This window comes from Ignavibacteriota bacterium, assembly GCA_016716225.1.
In the GTDB taxonomy this organism is placed as follows: domain Bacteria; phylum Bacteroidota; class Ignavibacteria; order Ignavibacteriales; family Melioribacteraceae.
Map to the genome: position 1 here is coordinate 1 of JADJWT010000002.1, position 23,301 is coordinate 23,301.

Below are 23,301 nucleotides of genomic sequence, written 5' to 3' on the forward strand. Positions count from 1 at the left end.
TTGCTGTTAATCCAGTTTGTGTACGTCAAAATATTTGAACAATTCACTATAAACTTTGTAAATACTTCTATGTGAGTTAGTCCGCAATTATCAGATCAAAAAGCCAACGTAAAATTTTGAAAATGTTATTGATTCTTTGGATAGTGTAAGATAAATTCTACTGCTATCATTTGCTGAATTGGCATTTTAAAATAGTTAATGGTGCACCATCGATAAATTCTCGAAATACATTTTTAGCTTGTTTTCTTATTCTCTTCGGTCGCATAAAAATAAAACTCTTTTAACTCTATCAGATTTCATCATAACATCAACTAAAGAAACTGCAACTCTAGTTTTACCGGTTCTGTTGCAAGGAACAATTAAAGCTTTTCTTCCCTTTAGATTCAAAATTTTCCTAAAACTCTTTTTATCGCTTCTTTTGATATAAACGATTTGTAATATCATTATTTATGCTAATTGTTGTTGGCTGTTTAGCACTATTCCTTTGATAGATTAAATAATGCAAGCTATCTTTTGAGTACATTCCAAAATTTCTCTAGGCGGTTCACCTGCTCTATCATTCAAAATAAATGCTTTGTATCCATTCGTACCAAAAATAAGATCGGTCTTTGACATATTTTTCCTAATCCATCTGCATAAAGCTCAGCTTGTTTTCGATCAATTACATCTGCAGAAGTTTTTTGCTTCAATTACAGCAAGTGGTTTTCATTTTCCGGATCGAACAAAACATAATCAGATTTACCCTTAACAATCCCTTCATCATACACATATTCAGTGGGCCACACTTGTTTTAACTTCATCTGTCCCTTCACCGTTGGCTCCAACTTTCCATCCAGCTGGTGAAATCATGGAATCAATAATCAACCTGCGTGTTTGTTCTTCATTAAACTAAAGTTCATTTGCAACTTCTTGAGGAATGTTCCTTAAATTGCTCAGGATTAAACTTACTTTTAGATAATTCTATGTTCTCATTTTTAATTTTTTCCAACTGATCTTTCAGTTCAAATAGTTCTCTTTCTTTATCATAAAGTCTTTTTGAATCTCAAATGATTTTTCATCCAAGTTTAGTTACGGAGTTATATAATCAGAGAGTTCCTTTACATTACCACCGAGATAAGAAGCATAAATCCATTTGGCGATTTGATGTGCTTGTTTGATAACTTCTAAGAATAAAAATACTATCAACAGCAGAGCCGTGTGCACCTCTATTTCCAGTAATTCTAGTGGAATGCAGGTAATGAATTACGGTTTGTGGCAGAGAATTTTAATTAAATCAGTAGTTATAATATTGTACCAGATTGGATTCTTCAGAAATCATTTTGAAGATTTGAAATCGTTGAAATAACGACTACTACTTTCTCCATAAACAATCTAGTTTTGCAAGCGTAGAGGATCCAGCATAGACATACTGTTCTGCAAAGTCACCAAGGTTGCTAATTCAGGTATACTTCTTTCAAGAATTAAAGTTTGCTTATTGACACTAATTCAAACCTTAGTTTATTAAAAGATTTATTAAAATAACAAATGATTTAGATTTTCTAAAGATTAAGTTACTTTTTAGTAGAAACTATACACTTTCTGTGCCAGACCAAGAAAATGATTTTTAAACTAAAATTGTATTTTGTTAAAAGGAGAGCGTTAGAGATATAATTATAGTGTGTACTTAATTAACGTTGTTTGGAACTGACATAATGAGATGTGTGCAAACCTTGTTCATAAAATAATTATGAAATGATTAATATTTTGAACTAAATCTATTAAAATTCTTTTAACTAAAATTAGAACTGAAGTCAAAAGCACCGATGGACTCGCATTAATTTCTATTTCAAAAAAAATAACCAAAATTCATTTAATAAAAAAACTGAGTCAAAATATTTATATACCAGCAGTTCGTTTAATACGTTAAGTGGAGTTTATACGTGGTAGGTAATGGATATTAAATCATATATGCTTGAGAGGCGAAGTAATATTAATAACCAATCAAGTAAGATTTGAACTATTCAATTTTTGATTTTAACTATTATTTCACGAAATCCACTCATAAGGGGAAGAAACCAAGCAAATTATTGATGCATTTTCTAAAGTGCAAGAAAACAAATATTGCAGGTTAACTAGGTTGTTTTGGATCACGTGGCACAGTAAAACATTAATGATCAAATATTTGCATCAAAATTTTAGTGAAGAATCTTCACTTAATATATTATATGCTAATGTCAGATATTATTCAACTTAATTGAAATTCTTGCGCATCCTTAAATGTAAGTTCAAAGAGGATTATCTCTTTCTGAATTATACTAACCGGTTTAGAGAAAAGTACAATTCAAAAACAATAATCATACTTGATGAAGTTCATTGAAGGGCACCAAAAGAACGTCAAGAGAATTACCTTATTTTCTTTCAAGGGATAACAGAAACTATATGATTTTAATGTTGAGTAATGATCCCAGATGCCGAATGAAATTGATCAAAGCGTAAAATCAACACTTCAACCAGAGTTAGTTCACTTCCAAATTATGATGCAGATGAGATAGAAAAATTCTAAATGAAAGAACAAAAACCGGATTAAAAACAATTGAAGACGGAATAAATTCAAAAATATCAGCTTATACAGTAAGAAGCAAATTCAGATGTTCGGATTGCACTCAAGTCTTTGTTTTACTGGGCAACAAAAGACGAAGAAAATGTTGAGCAATGTTTGAAAATGCCAGACAGGAATATATGTTGATCTGATTGGAGATCTTTCCGGATACTAATCTTCCTAATTTCTCAAAGCAGCTTGTCAGATTGTGGATAAATTTGCCAAAAAATTACACACGAACTATGTGGATTTGGGAAAAGCAATCAAGAACAAAGTGCTCCTACGTACATTTTTATAATCAATTATCATATCTTCAATCATTAGGACTAATTATGATGCTCTCAACTAAAGTAAATAAAACATATACAAATAGAATTACAATTCTATGCAATGAGAAAATTGTGCATCAAATTTATAAAGTTCGTTATATTTGAATAATATTTACCTTGACTTTTCTATTTAAAATGTTTTATTTGTACCGATGTAATTTTGAATAATTAATTCTAAGATGATAAATATTCTTTCGGTGTGTATAGTTTATACGTAAATAAATAGTTCTTTAAAACCGAACTCGAATTTAATTACTACTGAACAGTGAAATATTTCCTCAAATAATTTTAAAATTTTAAACGTATAAACTCAACACTCTTTTCAAAATACAAATTGTAATTAAGTTAAAATAACAATTGCCATATTCCAAGAACAAAACTAAGAAAGGATGCAAATGTTTACTGGGAATATTAGATGTAGTAAATGTGGAAGAAGTAAATATTATTGCAAAGATTGTGGAGATGAAATTCATTTTTGCAGTACGGATGATAATTTCATTATTCCTGATTCTCACAAATGTTATCCTAAATACAATAATTTTTATCTTGTTGAAGATATTTATAAATATTGTCCTAATTGTGGAAGGAAACATCCCGAACCTTATTATTGTGAAAAATGCGGAGAAAAATTTATCGCAAACACTATTGCAACGATGGTAAACCCATATATTTTTTTGATCCAGAAGACAATCATGGACATACATGTAAGTAATTTATAAAAGCAGAAAAATTAAGTAATCATTCATTTAATTCATTATTTGATTCAATTCTTTTTTGTGTAAATCTCGTTAATTTTTTTCTCTAAGTGTTCAATTTGATTTACTGCAGAATGTAGATTTTTTTCAAACTTTATTGTTTCATTAATTTGTGTTATTGCGTTATTGATGTTGTTTGTTTTTAGGATTCGTATAGTAAATCAAGGTGGTATTTGACTAGTTGATCATATTTGTTTACTGCTAATTCAAGATTTAGTAGTTGTTTTCGATATCTAATTTTTTCCATTCAATTCTTAGTTGTTTTTCGATTTTTATTTTTTTTTCTTCCAAAGGGCAAGGTTTTAAATTCTTGTTGTAGATTTTCAAAATTCTTGATATCAAAATCTGATACTTTTCTTACCATTTCTCTAAGTGTTAGTATTTTTTGAGCTAATTTGCCTTTCTTTGGAATTATTGCTTTAATTTTTCTGCAATTAAGAATTGACCTTTTTCCGAATCCTTAAATTCCGTGATGATTTTTTTAAGTTTTGGAAATCTTCAATTAGTTGTTTTGAGTCTTTCCGGTTTCGTTTGATATTATTGCCAATTTCTTTTGATATAATTTTCTTCTTCCTTTTCTTCTTTAACTTGGCTAAAGAATTCAGTGGGTTTGGAGATAATTTTTAAGATTTTAGGAGATTTCTTTTCAGATTCAGAAGGTTCATCTTTGTTAGAAAAGAATAGCTTAATAATCTTATAAATAGATATTACCACAGCAATTAAATAACAGAATGCAGCCATCCCATGTACTCATTATCTTTCATCCAGTCAAAGTAACTTGGAGCAATAGATCTAATAGAAAATAAGTTACAACAAGAGATATTGAAATTGCTCCAATTGCTTCCATACCGGTAGATTTAATACCGTGATAAATTACAAATCCGACTAAGAAGATAAAAAATGGTTGCTGCTAAAGGGCCACAAAGGATCAAATTAAAACCTATAATAGATTTAGCTTATAACTAATCCTATTGCCAGCACCAAGCCAATAGCAACAACCATAGCTTTACCGCCTCTGGGGTCGAAGATTTTACCAATAGTTACTTGAGAGAGACCAACAAAAAGTATTACGTATATAATAAAATCAATTATTGAAGAATAGGAATCATAAATTTCTGAAAAGTTGGTTGTTTCAAAAGGGGAGAGTATTTCTGTGAGTAAATTACCACTAGCGAATGACGAGTTTATTAATATTGAAAAAATTATAAAAGAACCAATTATGAAATATTTATTGACGATCATAAGTGACCTAAAATCATTCAAGTATATAAATATTTCTATTTTAAGTTAAAATAAATTAAAAATATTAATATTCTTGAAAAATATTATTTAATTTTATTAAATTTAAATTATGTTAAAAAATCAATAATTGAATTGTTGAATGTGCAGATAAATGTGATATTTATTATGCTTGTCTAAAAAAGGAAAGTCATAGCTTTTACTTTATTGAAAAATGTATTAACGATGAACTTTTATTCATAACATATCAAAAAGAAAATGTAATTATTTTGCAAAATATGGTGACAGCAATTTCTGTATGTGCCCGGTAAGAAAAGAAATTTATAAAAGATATCAAAATTAAGTTAAATAAAACCTTTTTTAAAAATAAATAAGTATTAAATATTAATTATAAAATGAATCTGTATTATAAATTCATTTTGAATATAATGATATATATTGCAATAATTATTAATAATAAGTTTATCCTCCATTAAAATAAAATATTAAAATAATATTTCTCAAACGTTAGATTTTGAAAAATCTTTGAATAGTTCAAAACCGAGAACATTTACACTCTAATTCTCTTTAACTCACCATTAATTAATTCTAGCGTCTATAGGAGAATTTAAAGTAAATTAAAAATGTAAAGTATTTGTACTTACAAATTATTACTAAACAGTTACTAAAATTAAAAAAAACAACCATTTAATTAAATTTTCAATTATTTAAAAATTTTTGAAAGTAAGTAGTTATACTGATGTTTTAAATTAAAATATTTTGTATATACGATTAACTTTAAAAATAAAACAATGTTAAATAATAATATTTGGCACAGTTTTTTACTTTCTCTCTCTCTCTCTGATATTCCGGATAGAAAATCTCCTTTTATCTTTAACACCAATTTTACTATTGCAACAACGAGCAATTATTTTTATAAATAGGTGGAATAATGTTAAACTTGGATTGTTATTTTTGTGGGTTTATGATAAAACCAATATTTTATTACGTTAAACAATTTCTTGAGGAATTTATGAAAAAATATTTTTGGTAGTATTGTTAATAATAAACTTGCATGAAAAATTAAATGCACAGTGGGAAACCCAAGAAAGCAGGGTAACCGTTGACTTAATTGATGTATGTTTTGTCGATTCGTTAAATGGATGGGTAATTGAGATAGTTCAACTATACTTGCCAACAAACGATGGAGGTGAAAATTGGAAACTAGAAAAAATAGAAGAAGAAATTGGTTTTAAAAAATATTTTTTATAACTAAAGAAATTGGTTTTGCTTGTGGAGTACTTGGTAGATTATTTTCAACAAAAGATGGTGGTAAAACTTGGTTGAGATGTGAAATATTTTTGAAATAGATTTCCAAGATATTTATTTTGTTGATGAAAATCATGGTTGGGCAGTTGGCGAAAGATGGGGTGAAGATTTTGGAAGAGGTATGATTGTTCACACTTCAGATGGAGGTATAAACTGGGAAATACAATATGATACTATGTCAACGGAAAGATTTAATATGATATTCTTTAAATCTATCCGAATGAAGAATACCCAAGAAGGTTGGGCATTGGGTGGTGACTATTTTGATAATTTTTCACCAACATTTATTTATAAAACCGTTGATGGGGGGAAGGTATGGAATAAATCATCCTCCATTGATAGAGTTGGCTGTAACCTTGAAATTGCGAATATTGATACACTATGGATTGATGGATATGGAATTGGACCGCTTTCAACATCTACCGATGGTGGACTTACATGGATGACGTATAAAAATGAATACAAATATATTGGCAAAATATCGCCAATTAGTGGAGCTATAGGGTGGGCTTTTTTTAATGATATAAATAATCAAAATAGAAGTGCCTTGTTATACACTTATGATAGAGGGAAACATGGAAAAAAGATCTAACTATAAGTGGAGTAATTGATATCGTTCAAAAAGATGGATATATATGGATAGTTGGTCAAAACGGTTTAATTATGAAAAGGAAAGAAATTATTTCATCAATTGATAAGCATGAATATTGTAATAATAGTTATAAATTATTTCCAAATTATCCCAATCCATTTAATCCAACAACTATTATAAGTTACTTTTGCCTATATACACAGATATCGAAATAAAGATTTTTAATGTTATAGGGGAAATTATTAATGAATTTGTTTTTTATAATCAAACACCTGGAATTCAAACGTTCAGTTGGGATATAAGTAACAATTTACATATCTCATCAGGAGTCTATTTTTATCAAATTACGTTTATTCGAAAAAATAATAATGACATAATTAAAAAATCAAAAATGTTACTTTTAAAGTGAATATTTAAAAGGAGAGAAAATGAGAAATCTGATAATAATTAGTAATGTAGTAATAATCACATTTTTTTTGTTTAATAAAACGTTTGCTCAAGAAAAAATATATAAACTTGATGAATTAGTTAAGCAAAGTGATTTAATTGTAAATGCAAAAGTAATATCTATTACCCTGGTTTGGCGCAGATGATAGAATATATAGCGATATAAGCTTAAAAATAACAAAAGTATATAAGGAAAACAAGAAGGATTTAAGAATTTAAAGTTTAGTTTTCTTGGTGGAAGAATTGGAACAAGGGGAACCACAGTGCTTGAATATCCCCATTATGAAAATGATGTAGAATCAATGCTATTTCTTAAAAATTTTAATGCTGATAATAGTGCTAAAAATGCATTTATGCCAGTTGGTTTAACTCAAGGGAAGTTAGACTTTCGGTATGAAAATAATAAGATTTATTTAACAAGAGATAAAAATTGCAATTTTGATTTGGATATTAAAATTAATAATAAAACAAAAAGTTTTAATAATGATGAGAAAGTATTTATTGATGAATTTGAAACTTATTTAGAATTGCTAATTAATAACTAGAGAGGGCAAAATGAAAAAATATTGTTTGCATTTTTTTTGAATATTTAACTTTATACAAATAATTTATTGTGAAAATTATTTGGGAGGCACAAAAAGGTTCTAACACTTTATTACACTGGAATTCCCAGAGCATACATTATAGAGTAGATTTAAATGGTGCTGTTGATAATGGTTTAGACTATAATGCCACTCGTAACCCTAATTAATGCAGGATATTCCACTTGGGAAAATGTCTCATCAAGTACAGTTACATTTATAGATGATGGCTCTGTAACTGGGAATAGATCTCCATCCGATGGAATTAATGGTCATTATTGGATTTATCCACCCGATGCTCTATTTAATATAAATGGGATTTTTTATGACGATCCCAATACACCTAATAATGAAGCAGCTTCAGCTCTTACAATTATTGAAGACAATAATTATATTATAACAGATGTTGATATTGTTTACAATGGAAATAAAGAATGGTTAGGCAATAATCATTTAATATGGTGGAATGAAGTTCAGTCTGTTGCTATACATGAAATAGGCCATTCTTTAGGAATTGCACATGCAGACATTGGATTAAACCCAATTCCAGTAATGACAAAATCTTGTTTGCCATCAAGTGATAGACGAACTTTGAAATTTGATGATATTGATGCTGTTTCTTTTTTATACGGGGGCAATTTAATAACAAACGAAACATTTTCTGATACTGATTATTATAATTGGAATTTAACAGTAATGCCTGGTGTTACTTTAACAATAAATTCTGGTACAACATTAAATTTTAACAATAATGCGTCATTAACAATAAATGGTATTTTGGATGTAAATGGTGCAACTTCCAGCAAAGTGAATTTTAATTTCATCGCGCAAAGCTCAAGTCCAACAAATGGGATTAAAGTAAATTCATCGGGTTCAGTTGATATTCAACATGCAAATATTTATAATGCAAGATATGGTGTTTATTCAAATCAAAGCGATGTAAATATAAATAATAGTAATATTCACCATTGTTTCTATGGTTTATATTTTCTAAATACAAATACTGCTTCTTCAAATCCAATTGTAACAAATACCTATATTCAAAATAACACAAATTATGGTATTTACTTGTATAGGTCATCACCCACAATAGATAATAATAAAATAGAAAGTAACGGCTCAAAGGGAATTTATGCAGAGACCTATAGTGATCCGGAAATAACAAAAAACACAATTAGATCAAACATCAATGATGCCATTTATGGATATTTATATAGTGATTTAGATTTTTATAAAAGCGGCGGTGGTAAAAATTTAATAACAAATAATTCAGGTGGTATAAAGATCGCCTATGGTTCAACAACTTATTCAGGCGCAATACCTAGTCCTGGTCCAGGTTATAATAGTATCTACTCTAATACCGGTTATGAGGTTTCTGCAATTAGCAGCAGCAATGCATCGATGATGACAAATTATTGGGGAGCTTCTTCACCGCCCGCAGGGAGAATTTTATGCAGATGGAACAAGCAGTTATAACAACACTTACTATTTTTCCAGTGATAACGGAGCTGGTTCAACATTACCAAAAACAGTATTTAACGAAAATGATATAAATCTTGCTTATTCTTATATGGATGAGAAAAATTATGTAGAAGCAGAAAAGATATTCAAGAAAATAATTGAGGAAGAATTTAATCAGAATAATTCTGTTTATGCAACTATTGGTCTTAGTAAGTGTTATGATAAATCGAATAAAAAAGGATTTAAAGAATACTTAAAAAATAATGTTCAAAATAAAATACAAGATAAGAATGATAGCAAACTTACAATCAGTCTCGAATTAGATGCTTATTGGTCAGAAAAGGAAGGTAATTATTCAGAGGCAATAGAAACATATAATAAACTTCAAAATGAATTTATTGATAATAAAGAAGTCTGGTCAAATGCAAAAATGAATGAAGCTTTGATTTACTTAGACAGACTTGGTGATAAGAAAAAAGCAGAAGCATTATTTTCAGAATTGTTAAGCAAAAATAACGATGAGCATGTTTCGCAATTTATTAACACATGTTTAACTGAATTTAATACAGCAAATATTGTTAACAAGAAACTATTTGAAAATAAAGAAGACGAAAGCAATAATAATGAAATTGTGTTAGATTCTTACGAACTACTGGGCAATTATCCAAATCCTTTCAATCCCACGACAAAGATAAAATACAATTTACCATTTAATTCAAAAGTGGAGGTAACGATTTACGATATTATGGGAAGAGAAGTAAAGTGTTTTAGTGATATTTCAAATGCTTCCGGTGTTTATGAACTTGAGTGGAATGGAACAAATAATTATGGTGAACAAGTCTCAAGCGGAATTTATCTCTTGAAATTCAATGCTAATTCTGTTGAAGGAAACAATAAGAACCTTTCAAAAACATTAAAACTTATGCTATTAAAGTAAAACTCGTTAAAATTAATCTATGCTATCATAAAATTAAATGTGGTAGCATAGAACTTAATATTTTTTGATTATTCATTTTTTTGAAATACCCCCAAGAAAGCTAGTAAATTACATTAAGTTTATCTTACAATAATTTAGAATGTTTTGACTTTGTTTTCACTATTTGAGATATCACCTAAAGAACTATAATAATCGTTGCTCCCGTACTACATCAAAATGGACAATTAAAAAGTTATTATTAAATAAAATTTACTTTAATAAAGATTTTGATTTGATCATATATTGTGATTTAAATGCAAAGAAAGGATAAAACATCATTTAAAGCGCTAAAATTTAGGTTATACTCAACAATTATTTAATAAAGGTCTTATCCTCAACAAAAATAAATATAACTTTAAATCGAAAAAAAACGGCATTAAAACGATTTTATCTATTGTAGCTTTTTCATTTACTAATTATATTATTTTAATTGGAATAAAAATTAATTCTTTAATTAACTATTTAATGATTCTGAATAATCAATTAAAATGGTTATAAAATGAATGTTAAAGATACATATGGCTCAAAAGCTACATTAGAATTAATTAAAAACATTGTTTTGGACAATAATGAAATTGCACTAAATTATTTTTTATCCAATAGAAAAGTTATTGCTTATAATAATAAACGAATCCTTCTCCCGGAATTCCTTAAAAAACTAAGAGACAATAATTTCTATGCAATAATTACAATATCACGCAATGAACAGCATCTGGAAGAAAAATTAGATTTAACCTATAACAGAACACTGCAAAAGTTTTCGGTATTACAAACGAATCAAGAAAAAATAGAAGGGCCGTACTGCAATAACCAATACCAAGAACTGCTAAATCAAATATTGGAATACCAAAAGCAAAAAAAGGAAACAACCCAGATTGATATAGAACTTAAAATAGAAGAACTTCTAAAAAGAATGATAATTAGACATATAAAATATTCTTGGCTGGAAGTATGCAGAATGTCAAATAGATTGTATCAAAGATACAGATGGGAGTTACCAACTGGAACAATTGAACTAAAAAAACCACAAGGAATTGATGGCCGTGAATTTACCAATTGGTTGAACAAAAATATTAAAGATCCAAATCCATTGCAAAAAAATGAAAAATACCGGGTTCAAAAAGAAATAGACGATTGGTTCGGACATTACTTAGAAGTTGATTATTCAGATGTAGAAAACAATCATAATAAAAATGAAAGTATTTATTCGGAATCAGAAAAGTATCCGGAAAACTTTACAGAACTAATTGCGGATGAAAAATCAAAATCAGCGGATCAGCAAAGACCGGCAATCAGAAACCTAGGGAAAGAGAAAATTAAAGACTTAGTTGTAAGAATTTTAGAAGATATTTTATATGATAAGAAAAGCGATATAAAAATCGCACAAGAATTTGGAATTACAAAAGCAACTTATAGCAGATTTGCGGGAAGTGATTGGAAAAAGAATGAACGTGGGGAAGTGCCGGATCTTTGGAAAAACATTGCCAAAATAATAATGCAAAATCCGATACTTACGGAACTAACAGTTTCCCTAGGAATAAAAGCAGTTGTAAACAGAATTTTAGAAAAGAGTGTATAGGTTAAATTATGAGTAATAATAATTTATATTTTATACCGATTTTAATAAATGCAATGGAAAAGGAAAATCAAATAGAAGCAATTAAAAAAGCATTAATTGAGATACAAAACTTAGGCAAGCAAGACAGTTATAAAGAAGGATATGAGCAGTTTAATCAATTTCTTTTAAGCGGTTATGATCAAAATAAAAATATAACAGCATCAGATTTAAGAGAGTTAGTTGTAAAAATAGTTACAAATGAAATTAATTTATCAGAAACAAATAAAATAACAATACTCTCAAAAATTAAAAAAGAATATAAATTAGAATATGAGAAAATATTTGAAGCATTTAAAAATAAAGACGCAATTGAGATTGAGATTTATAAAGACGGACAGTTATTTAATCAAATCTCAATTAATGAAAAAATAAAAGAGTATAACATTACGAATATAGAACCCGGAGACTATGATATTAAATTATCTAACGGAAGAATATTACTAAAAGAACAATTAACTAACGAACAATTAGTATTAGATTTTAAAGGACAAAAGTTCAAATATAATTTAGCCGCAGAAACTGATGAAATTGAACAAAAGCCAAGTCTAGTTTTTGAACTAATAAAAGATGAAATAAAATTAGAAGTATACGCCGGATTAGAATACGGAAAAATTAAAATTCGAACAGAATAGAAATGAATGATAATATTGGACCGGAATCAATAGGCAGAGTTAATACAGTCTTAGTTGCCAATGAAGGCAAAGCAATTATTACATCTATAATTGCCGGCATATTAGAAACAAATCTAAGTGAAAGAATAAAATTCACCGGGTTAGTTGAATTTGATCCTAAAATACAAAACCACATAATACAAATAATAATACCACACTTAGATGATATACTTCAAAAATTCGGAATAGAAAAACAAACATATTCATTATCGGTAAAAAATATAAGTGCAACATCTTCGAGTGATACGGAGTTTGTAATAAACGGATACTCAGCCGATGCAACACTATTCTTAGCATTGCTATCAGCTTCATTAAAACTAAAAATTGATTATCAAACTGTAATTACCGGGCATATATCATCAGAAAAAGGAGATATATCCCAAGTCAAAGGACTTTCAGAAAAACTTGAGACAGTAGTATTTGAAAATAAATATAAGAATTTTATATACCCGGCAATGGATGGGGACAATTCATTAAAAATATTAAAACCAAAAGAATATGATACGTCCAACACAAAACTAAGAAAGGAAAGAACAAATATAAATCTCATTGAAGTAAAAAATACGTTTGAACTAATACAAAAAGCAGTCGCAACAGAATCAATAGTTAATAGTTCTCTTGATATGAATTATTTCGAAAAACAAAAAATAACGGGCGAAGAATATTCAGATCAAATATTTAATTACCTAGTAGATGAAAACAATAAAAGATTCTGGAATGTGATTGAAGAGTTGATGTTTTCAAAAAGAATAAATCAAGTACATCATTTGATAAATAAATATTTGAAATATTTTATAAATAATAAAAAGTATCCCAATAATTTTGGAATACAGTTAAATAAAATTATCAGATCATTACCTTTATCGACAAAAAAGATGGCGAAACTATTTCCAATAGTACCTAAATCAAAATACTTGGAACTCATACAGTACGCAGAAGAAGATGAATTTGAAGATATAACAAAACTTCATGAAATAGCTTTTTACGATAAAATAAAAACTAATTCATTGGTGAATAAATTAGATGAAAATTGGACTAAAGAAAAAAGAGAAAAACAAATAATAGATTACGTACTTGAAAAAATAAACCCATATAACATTGACACAAATTTATTATCAAGAATAGATGAAGCAAGGGCAAAATATACATTAGACAAAAATCAAGTTGAAACATATGAAGAACTAATTGAAACGATAAGCAGTTTTTACCTTTTTGTATTAAAAGAAACCAATAACTCAAATATGAATATCGATGAAGAAAAACTTCAAATTGAAGCACTTAATTTATTCCGGAAAACATACAAGTACAAACATGAATACCAACAAGCAATAATAAACGCATTAAATGGGTTTGAAGGAGGGATTAGAACTATACTTGATGATATTACAAAGTATATTAAAACAGATACTAAAGAAAATTATGTTAACGCAGTGATAAATGAAATTGATCCCACGAATTATGAAATCAAAAAATCTTTAATACTAGAAATAATGAGTAGGGAAAAAGGTGACTTAAAAATCAACTCAGAATTACTAATCCCGGATAAATATATTGATGATTATATTGAAATAATCAGAACATATTCACAAAGCAAAGAACAACTAAACAAAATATTTGCAAGATTATAAAAGGAGGATGAAGTGAGCATCTTAAAAAATATACTTGAAGAATTAGACGAAACATATATACTGGAACATGTAACAAAAAAACACGACGAAGCAAGAATACAATACCGGATATCAAGCATAACCGTACCAAACGACTTCACATTTGATAACTTAATAGCAGATTATTATAACTATCATTTTACAAAATGCATATCAAACGGCGGGTCATTACCAAGAGCAGAATCAGCCGGAAGGGCAAAAGAAATAATAGAAAAACAATATAAAAGAAAAGGACTTGATAAACTCAATGCATATTCCGATGGAAGAACCGGAATGAACGGAGGCATGAGACTAATACTGGATATCATCATGGAAGCGATGAAAGAAGAAGCAGTCGAAAGACATTTCAGAGATGTAATAGACAAATACATAACCCCAAGCAGTTGGAATGAACAAGTAGATATAATTAAAGAAATATTAAAAAAAATAAATGACTCACCTTATTTGGATAGAAATAATCCGGAAAGATATGCCAGAAACTACGAAGAACTGATTAAATTACTTGTAGAACAAATTAAAACAGAATCAAGATTATTCAGAAGAATGTAAAAATGACGAAGCTAAAAATATTATTAAATGAAATTGAATATGGCAATAACTGGAAAACCTATGAACTAAAAATCGAAGAAGTAATTTCAAATTACAATCTGCGGGAAAATACTGTAAAAACATATGCTGAATATAGAAAACTGCTCGCAAATTTTATGAAACAAATATGGGCGGCTTTCTTTGATAATCCAAATTCAATAAATCAAATTGATGAAGGTATTTTAATAAATAAAGCATTAGAAACATTAAAAAATACTTATCACGATGATACAGATTTAGTAGTATTTAAAATAATGAATACCGGAGCAGAAGGAGGAGTATATCAAGTATTAAAGACACTGGCAAAAAATTGGATAAATAATTTATATAACCAACACATTAGATTAAAGGTCAGCGAATTTGTGGAAAAACTAACTTGGCAAGAAAGAGAAACCACAGCAAGCGAATACTTGAATGAATTCAAAGATATACTTCCTAGCAATTATGTAAATGATCCTTTGCAATTGGCAATATCATTAAAAAACATTTTGATTGAACATCCCAAAATGATTAAACGTATAAATGAATTATCAAATTTAAATTCATAAAACCCCCACTGCAACAAAACCATTCAAAACACCACAATTACTTTAAAAAACTAATTTTCAAATGTCAATTGAACGAACGATAATAAATAGATCACAAGCTAATACTATTTCAACAATAGCAAAAAGTATAATAAGTATTGAAGCAGAAAAAGGCTGTTCGCCAATAATTTATGACTTTCCGGTTGAATTAGAACCAACATATCTAAATCCAATAAATTGGACAAATGTAAGTCAAATACAGAGCTATCAGAATTATAAGAAATTAGAAAATCATTCCTCAAATGAATATGAAAGTTTTAATTGCTGGATATCAAAAGAACACACACTGGATTGGATAAAAGCCGAAAGATTTATAAAATTATTAAACACCATTGAAAGCAGAATTTGTTTTGAAATAAATGGAAATAAAGAAAAAATCAATATTAATTTCCATACTGCAAGAAATGATTCGGAAATACTGAAACTCGCAATTATGTCGGAATATCCAAATTGTTTTATTACACAGAATGATAAAGATCAATTACAATTTAATAAGATATACTTCAGAGATTTCTACCCGCAACCGCCTTATCATCATTTATTTACAAGACCAAGTGAAATAGTAAATTCACCTTACGATACGTATATATATGCGCTTACAAATTTGCCAAATGAAATAAAAGGATTTCTGCAAATATTATTTATACCGGTTAAAAACGATTGGCATCAAAATGTAGAAATACTTAATGATTTGGAATTCATGAGCAAGACAATAAATGATCCTAGATCATATCAACGTATTAAGCAGCAGTTACCTTCTGGCGACATTAGAAATATGGCTCGTGATATAGAAACAAAAGCGCATAATGACAAACCATTCTTTTCAGTTTCAATCAGAGTTGGAGTAACAACAGAATATGATAATTTTAATTTAAGCGGATTAACATCTTTTATGAATTTATTTCAACACGGAGGAAACAAACTCAACTACATAACACAAAATGAATATTTAGAAAAAATTGATAACAAACAAATTATAGATATGATTGAAAATAATTTGACATATCGCTCCGGATTTCTATTAAACTCTTCAGAACTATCCGGCTTGGTACATATTCCAGCAATCAGTCATTTCACAGATAAAAACATTTATATGGATTATTTGGCAAATATTGAAACAATACCAATAGAAAAAGAACAAGAAGAAGGAATAATAATTGGTTACAGCAAATACTCAAATAAAGAAATTCCGGTAAGAATAACAGATCAAATAAGAAAAACCGGAATACATATAATCGGCAGATCCGGAAGTGGAAAAAGCACACTAATGGAAAATCTAATACTGCAAGATATTGACAACAATATTGGAATTGCACTAATTGATCCGCACGGCGATACAATACAGAGAATATTATCTCTTATTCCGGAAAATAAAATCGAATCAACAATTTATATCGACTTCGGAAATACAGAATTTATCCCCATTTGGAATCCCCTAAAGAGAATAAATAATCAAAGTATCGGCAGAACAGCAGACGATTTACTTGCTTCATTTAAAAGTATAATTAAAACCAATATGTGGGGACATAGACTTGAACATCTGTTAAGAAACGGATTTAACGGATTACTGCACATAGAAGATTCAACATTATTTGATCTTCTTATAATATTTGAACAATCAAGAAACATGAGCAGAGAAAAAAGAATATTAACCGACATAATTAAAAATGCAGTTGAAAATGAGGTGGCAAAAAGGTTTTGGCAAAAAGATTTTCCAAGCTATAAACGGGATGATTTTGCACCATCACATCACAAATTAAGTATGCTGCTAAACTCAGATGAAACTGTTTCATTAATGCTCTCACAACCAGACAACAAATTAAATTTTAACGAGATAATTGAACAAAATAAAGTATTACTGCTTGATCTATCAAATGTAGGACCGGATACAAGAAAAATATTAGGATCATATTTGCTGTCAACTTTACATAATTATTCAATTTCAAGAAATAGCATTGATATGAATAACAGAAATCCATTTAGTATTTATTGCGATGAAGCCCACAAATTCACACCGGATACATTGGAAGATATGATAACCGATGCTCGCAAATTCGGAATAAATCTAACTTTTGCACATCAGTTTCTAAATCAATTCAATACTGATCAAAGAGATGCGTTATTAAGTATGGGTTCATCCATAATATTTAATGTAGATTTATTCGATGCAAAAAACCTAATAAATAATTTACAATCAAAAGTAGAAGTAAAAGATATTCTAACGTTAAAGACTGGCGAAGCATTCTCAAGAATCGGAACACAAATAATAAAATTTGAGACTAATAAACCAAAACAAATACTTAAGGAAAATTTTAAAAATGATATAATCAAAAAATCCATTGAAAAATATTACAAACCAATAAGTACAGTTAAGAAAAATGTAAATGAGAGATTAAAGAGATTCGGAATAGATACGGAACCAATAAGAATAACTGAAGAATTAGAATTAGAAAAATCAGACTTTAAATTTGAATATGATGAATTTGACTGAAATACTACAACTTCTGGATGAAGATTTAATTAAACAAAAAATTGATAAACCAATCGATGAAATATTCAATCAAGTTTATTCGTTAACTGAACTAGTAAATTCACAAAGGAAACTAAAAAGAATAATTTATTTCTTTATACGAAAATTAAAGAAGAATAAAATAATTTTAACAACGAATAATAAATACTCGGATTTAGTTTGGTTCTTAAACCAATATTATTCAGAGGAAGGATCACAAGGTTTTGAAAGAGCAATATTTGACATAAATAATTACAAAAAAGAAGGAATATTTCTAATACTAGAAACTACATCTGAATCACTCAAAAAAGAACAAAAAGAAAAATATTTACAATGGATTTACACAACTAAAATTGAACACACTGATTGGGAATCGAAACTTAAAATTGTAGAACAAATAAATAAAACCACGCAAAATTATTCAGAACCAAATGGCCTAACTAACATTCAACAAGCGCTATATCTAAAAGAAATTATACAACAACAACTTGAAACAAATCAATCCATAAAATTAATGCTGAAGCCCAAATCGTTTTAACAGTGAAACGATTTAGACAAAGAAACCACACATCAATAAAACAATTGAATAAAATGATTGATAACAAAAAATTATCAGATACAGAAAAAATAAGATTATTCTTTTCACTCTTCCATGGATTAGAAAACGTATATGGTACATATAGTACACAAAGCGGAAAACACTGGCAGATCAAAGGGAAAGTCACAGAAAAGGTAATCGAAAACCATCTGAAGGGAAAACAGTCATATGGATTTTATCCGCTTATTGGTGATAAAACTTCTGTTGCAGTTGCTGACTTTGATAATCTTGATCCAAGACCACCTATCGAGTTCATAAAAAGAGCGGAACACTATGGATTATCTGCATATCTGGAAAAAAGCAAATCAAAAGGATATCATATATGGTTGTTCTTCCCAAAGGATGGAATAAATGCTAAAAAAGTAAGGCAAGTTATAAAATTTATTTTAATAGAAATTGATTCAATTAATACTGAAGTTTTTCCCAAACAAGATTCAATCACAGATAGCGGATCATATGGAAATTTTATCAATGCACCATTATTTGGAAAACAAATTTCAAAAAATAAGACAATTTTTATTGAACCAAACTATTCCTTAAAACCTTACCAAGATCAATGGGAATTTCTAAACTCTATTAAAATAAATACAGAACAATTATTAGACTCAATAATATCTAACAATGATATAAAAAATGAACATAAATCAAAGGAATCAAATACAATAAACAATGTAAATTCAAAATTCGGATTACCTATTTGTGCACAAAAAATATTACAAGATGGAGTTACATTTGATCAAAGAATCGCATGTTTCAGATTAGCAATAAATCTTAAAAAAATAGGAACACCAAAGGAAAAAACAATTGACATACTAAATTCATGGAAGCAAAAAAATAAGCCAATAAATGGAAAAGGAATAATCACAAAAAAAGAAATAATAGAACAAGTCAAATGGGCTTACTCAAAAGATTACAAAGGATTTGGGTGTGAATGTCCAATAATAAAAAGTTTCTGCGATTCAAAGTGCAAAATAAATAAACTATAAAATTTAATTTCTTGTAAAATAAGTTTGAAAACCAATAACTCTAATTGAAAATGGAAAACAAATTAGTTTTAATAGAAATCGATCAACTTTATGCTATCATAAAGCAAGCAATTTTAGAAGTAATCAAGAAAAAAGATGACGAAGACCAGCAAAAGGAGATAATGAATTTTAAAGAAACATGCGAATTTCTAGGAATCCATCCATCGACACTGAACAAGTGGAAAGCTCAAAACAAAATACCATACAAACGATTAGGGAAGAGAATATTTTTTGAAAGAAAGGGAATTCAAGCTGCTCTTAAGGAGTCAAAATATAGTAAAATTCATCAGTTGATACACAATTAAACTTAAAATAATATTTATTTCGAAATTCTAAAATAAAAGAAAAATAATTTAATTTTTCAATCACGCACTATAAATTCTCGATTATGCCATCAATTTTATAAATCTTAATATTTTTTTTATTGACAAGAATGTCCAATTAAATTATATTGTATGTATGCGTTTACTTACTTTTGTAAAATGATATATACAATTAAACAAAATAAAATAATTGATGCTTCAATCGAATTAATTGCTGAGAAAAGCATTCAAGAATTTACAATTAAAAATTTGGCTCAAAAACTTGGGGTAACCGAGGGAGCTATTTACCGCCATTTTACTGGTAAGATAGAAATTTTACTTGGAATACTTAAAAATTTTCAAGAAGAGTGTAAACCCACCTTAAAAATTGCTTGTTCTTCAGAGATTTCTGCATTAGCTGATATGGAGAATATATTCAAACATCATTTTAATTATTTTGCTGGTAAACCCGCCGTATCAGCAGTCATATTTTCAGAATCAATTTTTCAGAATGATAGTTTACTTTCAATAGAAGTTTATAAATTATTAAAAATGCATGAGGATTCTCTTACTTGTATAATTAAACGTGGACAAGAGAATGGTGAAATAAAACTTAATAATATTAAAATAGAACAGATTGTTAAAATAATAATTGGATCAATTCGTTATACTGTTACAAAATGGAGATTATCTAATTATAAATTTGACATAAAAAGTGAAGGTAAAATTCTTTTAGAGAGTCTTAAAGAACTACTAAAAGCATAAATGTTAGATTAACGTTTATTAAAATTCTTTAATTTGAAAATTAATAATCAATTTTGAAACTTGTGAAAATGACAAAATCCAAAAAATAATAATTTTTTAATACACAAAATTTTTTACATTAAATGTAAGTGAATATTCACATACATATAAATATTTTTCAAAAAAATAGGGTAAAAAACTATGGCATCTTCTGTAAAAAGATTTGATTACCTCTTTCGCAGTACGCGTGGATTGACACTTGTAGCCATTGCTGTAGTATCTTTAATAACTGCCATATTTGGAACGCTTTCTGGACCAATGGTTGAATGGGGTATAAAAGACATTACTGTAAACTTGCTTGGTCTAAAGTTAATTCAAGCCGAAAGAGAAGGTCGCATAATAATGCTTTATCACACAATTGCGATGACAATTGTAGCAATTGAAGTCTATTTCATAACTGAAATTGTAAGCATGAAAAAGCATGAACAAACCATAATTAATGGAACAATTACAATTGGGTATTTAATTGCTGTAATTTTTGGGATGGCATTTGCATATTGGGGACATAACTTCATTTTTCACGGTCTTTTTCTTCTCGGTCAATCATTAGTCTTTTTTGCTGGAATTCTACTTGTTGTGGCATTAAATCCTTGGAGAAAAGAATATTTATTGGATCAAAACTCATCTTTTGCACATTCAAAAAAAGGTATTGATTTTGAAAGAATGGCATTTTTTGTAATGGCAATTTGTATGCTTGTTTCCGCATCATTTGGTGCTGTTACTGGATCTTTTTGGGGAAATGGACATGAAACTTTTCTTGGCGAGGATTTAATTAGAAATCCGCATAAAACTTACTTGCAAAAAGCAATTATTGGTCATTTACACATAATGCTTACACTTGTTGCTGTTGCAATTACACTTATTGTAGGTCACTGGTTAAAATTTAGTGGTAAATTACATAAAATCGCAATGCCATTAATGATTGTTGGAACAATAACCATAACATTTGGAGCTCTTTCTGTTGTCTGGATTGAATGGGCTCATACTACAATTTATGTCGGTTCTGTATTCGTAATGTTTGCAGCACTTCTGTTTGTAATCTATAGCTGGGGAATGTTAATAAAGCAAGGTACCGAGAAATTAGAAAAACCAAGCGTATTTCAAAAAATTAAAGCACTCTTGAGCGATCCATTAAAATTTGGACCTGGCTGGCAAATGGTATTTATGAACTTTACGGTAAGTGGTGTTGGAATTTTTCTAGCTATTAAACTCGAAAAGATTTTTCGTGTTTGGCCCCACAGAGAGGAAAGAATAACTTTAACTGGTCACTGGCACATTTTGGCAGCCCTAATTGCAACAATAATTATTATGTATTTTGCTGATTTGTCCGGTCTAAAAGGAAAAGTTCGCAAGTGGTTTGGATGGTCTGTAATTATTCTATCAGATTTGGCATTTGGAGCAGCAACAATTTTTTCAATGAAAAGATTGTTTGTTGATGAAACAAATCAACAAGGAGTTGTTAATACAACAATGTTATTAATGGATTTTGGGCTAGCAATTGTTCTAATAATACTTGCAATATTTATGGGTTGGAGACTATATGATTTATTCCAAACAAAAGGATATTGGTTAAAAGAGTTTTCAAGTGAAAAGAAAAAGTGTGCCGAAGAGGAGATTGAAGAACAAAAAAGAAAGTTAGAGGAATTGAATAATATCTTGAAGGAGGTAACAGAATGAAAATCATACTGTCAATATTTACTTTTATTTTGATATCTCTGTCATTTGTTAGTTGTCAATCAGATACAAATGTTGGTTCGGTTAAACCACCATTCATAGAAACTGGTATAGATTCGGACACTTGGGCAATTGTTAAATCTGGTGAATTCCCTTTTGGTCAGCACGATCATATGACAAATATTGATTATGATTTTGAAATTATGATTACTGATGTTACTAACTCTCAATATGCAAATTTTCTAAATGAAGCTATATCAGCCGGGAAAGTTAATATTGGTAATGTAGAAGTCGAAGCTGGACACAAAACAGAATTAGTAAAAGGTGTTTTGGGAAACTATAAAGGAGAACCTTTTAATAACTTTAAGCACGAAGAAGAAATGAAATCAGGTAATAAACTTCTCATGCCGCTTGAAATTGAAGGATTACGTTTAGTTTTAGAAAATGAGAAATTTAAAGCCATCCCTGAATATGCCAACCATCCTGTCACAATGATAACTTGGTATGGAGCAAATGCCTATTGTCAATTTTATGGATTTAGATTACCAACTGAAAAAGAATGGGAGAAATCCGCGAGAGGCGTTAACATCATAGATGGACATGGATTACCTTTTCCTTGGGGAAAAGAAATTTTCAGAAATAATGCTAACTATTATTCCTCATTTGATCTATTGGAAAAAATCTCCGATAAGTTGGGCAATACAACACCTGTTGGTTTTTATAATGGGAAAACATATAGCGGTTACAAAACTTTAGAATCTAAAAGCCCCTATGGTTTATATGATATGGCAGGAAACGTTTGGCAGTGGATGGGAGACGATTATCAAGATCAACACTACCGCTATTTACGAGGCGGCAGTTACTACACTTACGAAGTTGATTTAAGAGTTTGGAAAAATAATAGTGCACATCCAACATATTACAGTCCGCAAGTTGGTTTCAGGTGTGTTAAAAAAGTAGAAAAAAATAATTAAATCATGTTTTTATATGAG

21 protein-coding genes are annotated in these 23,301 nt (G+C 28.7%); 18 read left to right on the forward strand and 3 right to left on the reverse strand.

Features of this window, described 5'->3' with window-relative positions:
* Positions 1-246: 246 nt before the first annotated feature.
* From IPM32_18475 to IPM32_18485, 3 genes are all read right to left on the reverse strand, one after another.
* Entirely contained in the window at positions 247-444 is a 198-nt protein-coding gene (locus IPM32_18475) for a hypothetical protein (protein ID MBK8947231.1), read from the reverse strand.
* A gap of 3,755 nt (positions 445-4,199) precedes the next feature.
* Complete coding sequence (locus tag IPM32_18480) at positions 4,200-4,403, reverse strand: hypothetical protein (protein MBK8947232.1); 204 nt, start codon at positions 4,401-4,403, stop codon at positions 4,200-4,202.
* Between the two features lie 210 nt (positions 4,404-4,613).
* A complete protein-coding gene (locus IPM32_18485; protein ID MBK8947233.1) occupies positions 4,614-4,904 on the reverse strand; it encodes a hypothetical protein in 291 nt (96 codons plus the stop codon).
* A gap of 1,032 nt (positions 4,905-5,936) precedes the next feature.
* Here IPM32_18485 and IPM32_18490 point away from each other — a divergent pair.
* From IPM32_18490 to IPM32_18575, 18 genes are all read left to right on the forward strand, one after another.
* On the forward strand, positions 5,937-6,152 hold the full coding sequence (locus tag IPM32_18490) for a hypothetical protein (protein ID MBK8947234.1): 216 nt from the start codon (positions 5,937-5,939) through the stop codon (positions 6,150-6,152).
* Positions 6,153-6,237: 85 nt separating this feature from the next.
* Positions 6,238-6,801: a hypothetical protein gene (locus IPM32_18495; protein ID MBK8947235.1), complete on the forward strand. Its 564-nt coding sequence runs from the start codon at positions 6,238-6,240 to the stop codon at positions 6,799-6,801.
* Between the two features lie 428 nt (positions 6,802-7,229).
* Positions 7,230-7,394: a hypothetical protein gene (locus IPM32_18500; GenBank protein ID MBK8947236.1), complete on the forward strand. Its 165-nt coding sequence runs from the start codon at positions 7,230-7,232 to the stop codon at positions 7,392-7,394.
* 117 nt (positions 7,395-7,511) lie between these two features.
* The gene (locus tag IPM32_18505) at positions 7,512-7,793 is read left to right on the forward strand and encodes a hypothetical protein (GenBank protein MBK8947237.1); all 282 of its coding nucleotides are present in this window, start codon (positions 7,512-7,514) and stop codon (positions 7,791-7,793) included.
* Positions 7,794-7,976: 183 nt separating this feature from the next.
* Positions 7,977-9,305 carry a right-handed parallel beta-helix repeat-containing protein gene (locus tag IPM32_18510; protein ID MBK8947238.1) on the forward strand — a complete coding sequence of 443 codons (1,329 nt, stop codon included), beginning with the start codon at positions 7,977-7,979 and terminating at the stop codon, positions 9,303-9,305.
* A 94-nt stretch (positions 9,306-9,399) separates the two neighbouring features.
* Positions 9,400-10,227, forward strand: a complete 828-nt coding sequence (locus IPM32_18515) for a T9SS type A sorting domain-containing protein (GenBank protein MBK8947239.1) — start codon at positions 9,400-9,402, stop codon at positions 10,225-10,227.
* A gap of 538 nt (positions 10,228-10,765) precedes the next feature.
* The gene (locus tag IPM32_18520; protein MBK8947240.1) at positions 10,766-11,845 is read left to right on the forward strand and encodes a hypothetical protein; all 1,080 of its coding nucleotides are present in this window, start codon (positions 10,766-10,768) and stop codon (positions 11,843-11,845) included.
* Positions 11,846-11,853: 8 nt separating this feature from the next.
* Positions 11,854-12,516 carry a hypothetical protein gene (locus tag IPM32_18525; GenBank protein ID MBK8947241.1) on the forward strand — a complete coding sequence of 221 codons (663 nt, stop codon included), beginning with the start codon at positions 11,854-11,856 and terminating at the stop codon, positions 12,514-12,516.
* A gap of 2 nt (positions 12,517-12,518) precedes the next feature.
* A complete protein-coding gene (locus tag IPM32_18530; protein ID MBK8947242.1) occupies positions 12,519-14,183 on the forward strand; it encodes a hypothetical protein in 1,665 nt (554 codons plus the stop codon).
* Between the two features lie 12 nt (positions 14,184-14,195).
* A complete protein-coding gene (locus tag IPM32_18535; GenBank protein MBK8947243.1) occupies positions 14,196-14,771 on the forward strand; it encodes a hypothetical protein in 576 nt (191 codons plus the stop codon).
* A 2-nt stretch (positions 14,772-14,773) separates the two neighbouring features.
* Positions 14,774-15,358 (forward strand): hypothetical protein, encoded by a 585-nt coding sequence (locus IPM32_18540; protein ID MBK8947244.1) that lies wholly within the window; start codon positions 14,774-14,776, stop codon positions 15,356-15,358.
* 61 nt (positions 15,359-15,419) lie between these two features.
* The gene (locus IPM32_18545; GenBank protein ID MBK8947245.1) at positions 15,420-17,888 is read left to right on the forward strand and encodes an ATP-binding protein; all 2,469 of its coding nucleotides are present in this window, start codon (positions 15,420-15,422) and stop codon (positions 17,886-17,888) included.
* Positions 17,881-18,444, forward strand: coding sequence for a hypothetical protein (locus IPM32_18550; GenBank protein ID MBK8947246.1), 564 nt, complete (start codon positions 17,881-17,883; stop codon positions 18,442-18,444). Before IPM32_18545 ends, IPM32_18550 begins: the two co-directional genes overlap by 8 nt.
* Before the next feature lie 53 nt (positions 18,445-18,497).
* Positions 18,498-19,490: a hypothetical protein gene (locus IPM32_18555; GenBank protein MBK8947247.1), complete on the forward strand. Its 993-nt coding sequence runs from the start codon at positions 18,498-18,500 to the stop codon at positions 19,488-19,490.
* Positions 19,491-19,540: 50 nt separating this feature from the next.
* Positions 19,541-19,834, forward strand: a complete 294-nt coding sequence (locus IPM32_18560; GenBank protein MBK8947248.1) for a helix-turn-helix domain-containing protein — start codon at positions 19,541-19,543, stop codon at positions 19,832-19,834.
* Positions 19,835-20,011: 177 nt separating this feature from the next.
* Complete coding sequence (locus IPM32_18565) at positions 20,012-20,596, forward strand: TetR/AcrR family transcriptional regulator (protein ID MBK8947249.1); 585 nt, start codon at positions 20,012-20,014, stop codon at positions 20,594-20,596.
* A gap of 180 nt (positions 20,597-20,776) precedes the next feature.
* On the forward strand, positions 20,777-22,312 hold the full coding sequence (locus IPM32_18570) for a hypothetical protein (GenBank protein ID MBK8947250.1): 1,536 nt from the start codon (positions 20,777-20,779) through the stop codon (positions 22,310-22,312).
* Positions 22,309-23,283, forward strand: coding sequence for an SUMF1/EgtB/PvdO family nonheme iron enzyme (locus IPM32_18575; GenBank protein MBK8947251.1), 975 nt, complete (start codon positions 22,309-22,311; stop codon positions 23,281-23,283). The genes IPM32_18570 and IPM32_18575 overlap by 4 nt, the downstream gene beginning before the upstream one ends.
* The last annotated feature ends 18 nt before the right edge of the window (positions 23,284-23,301 follow it).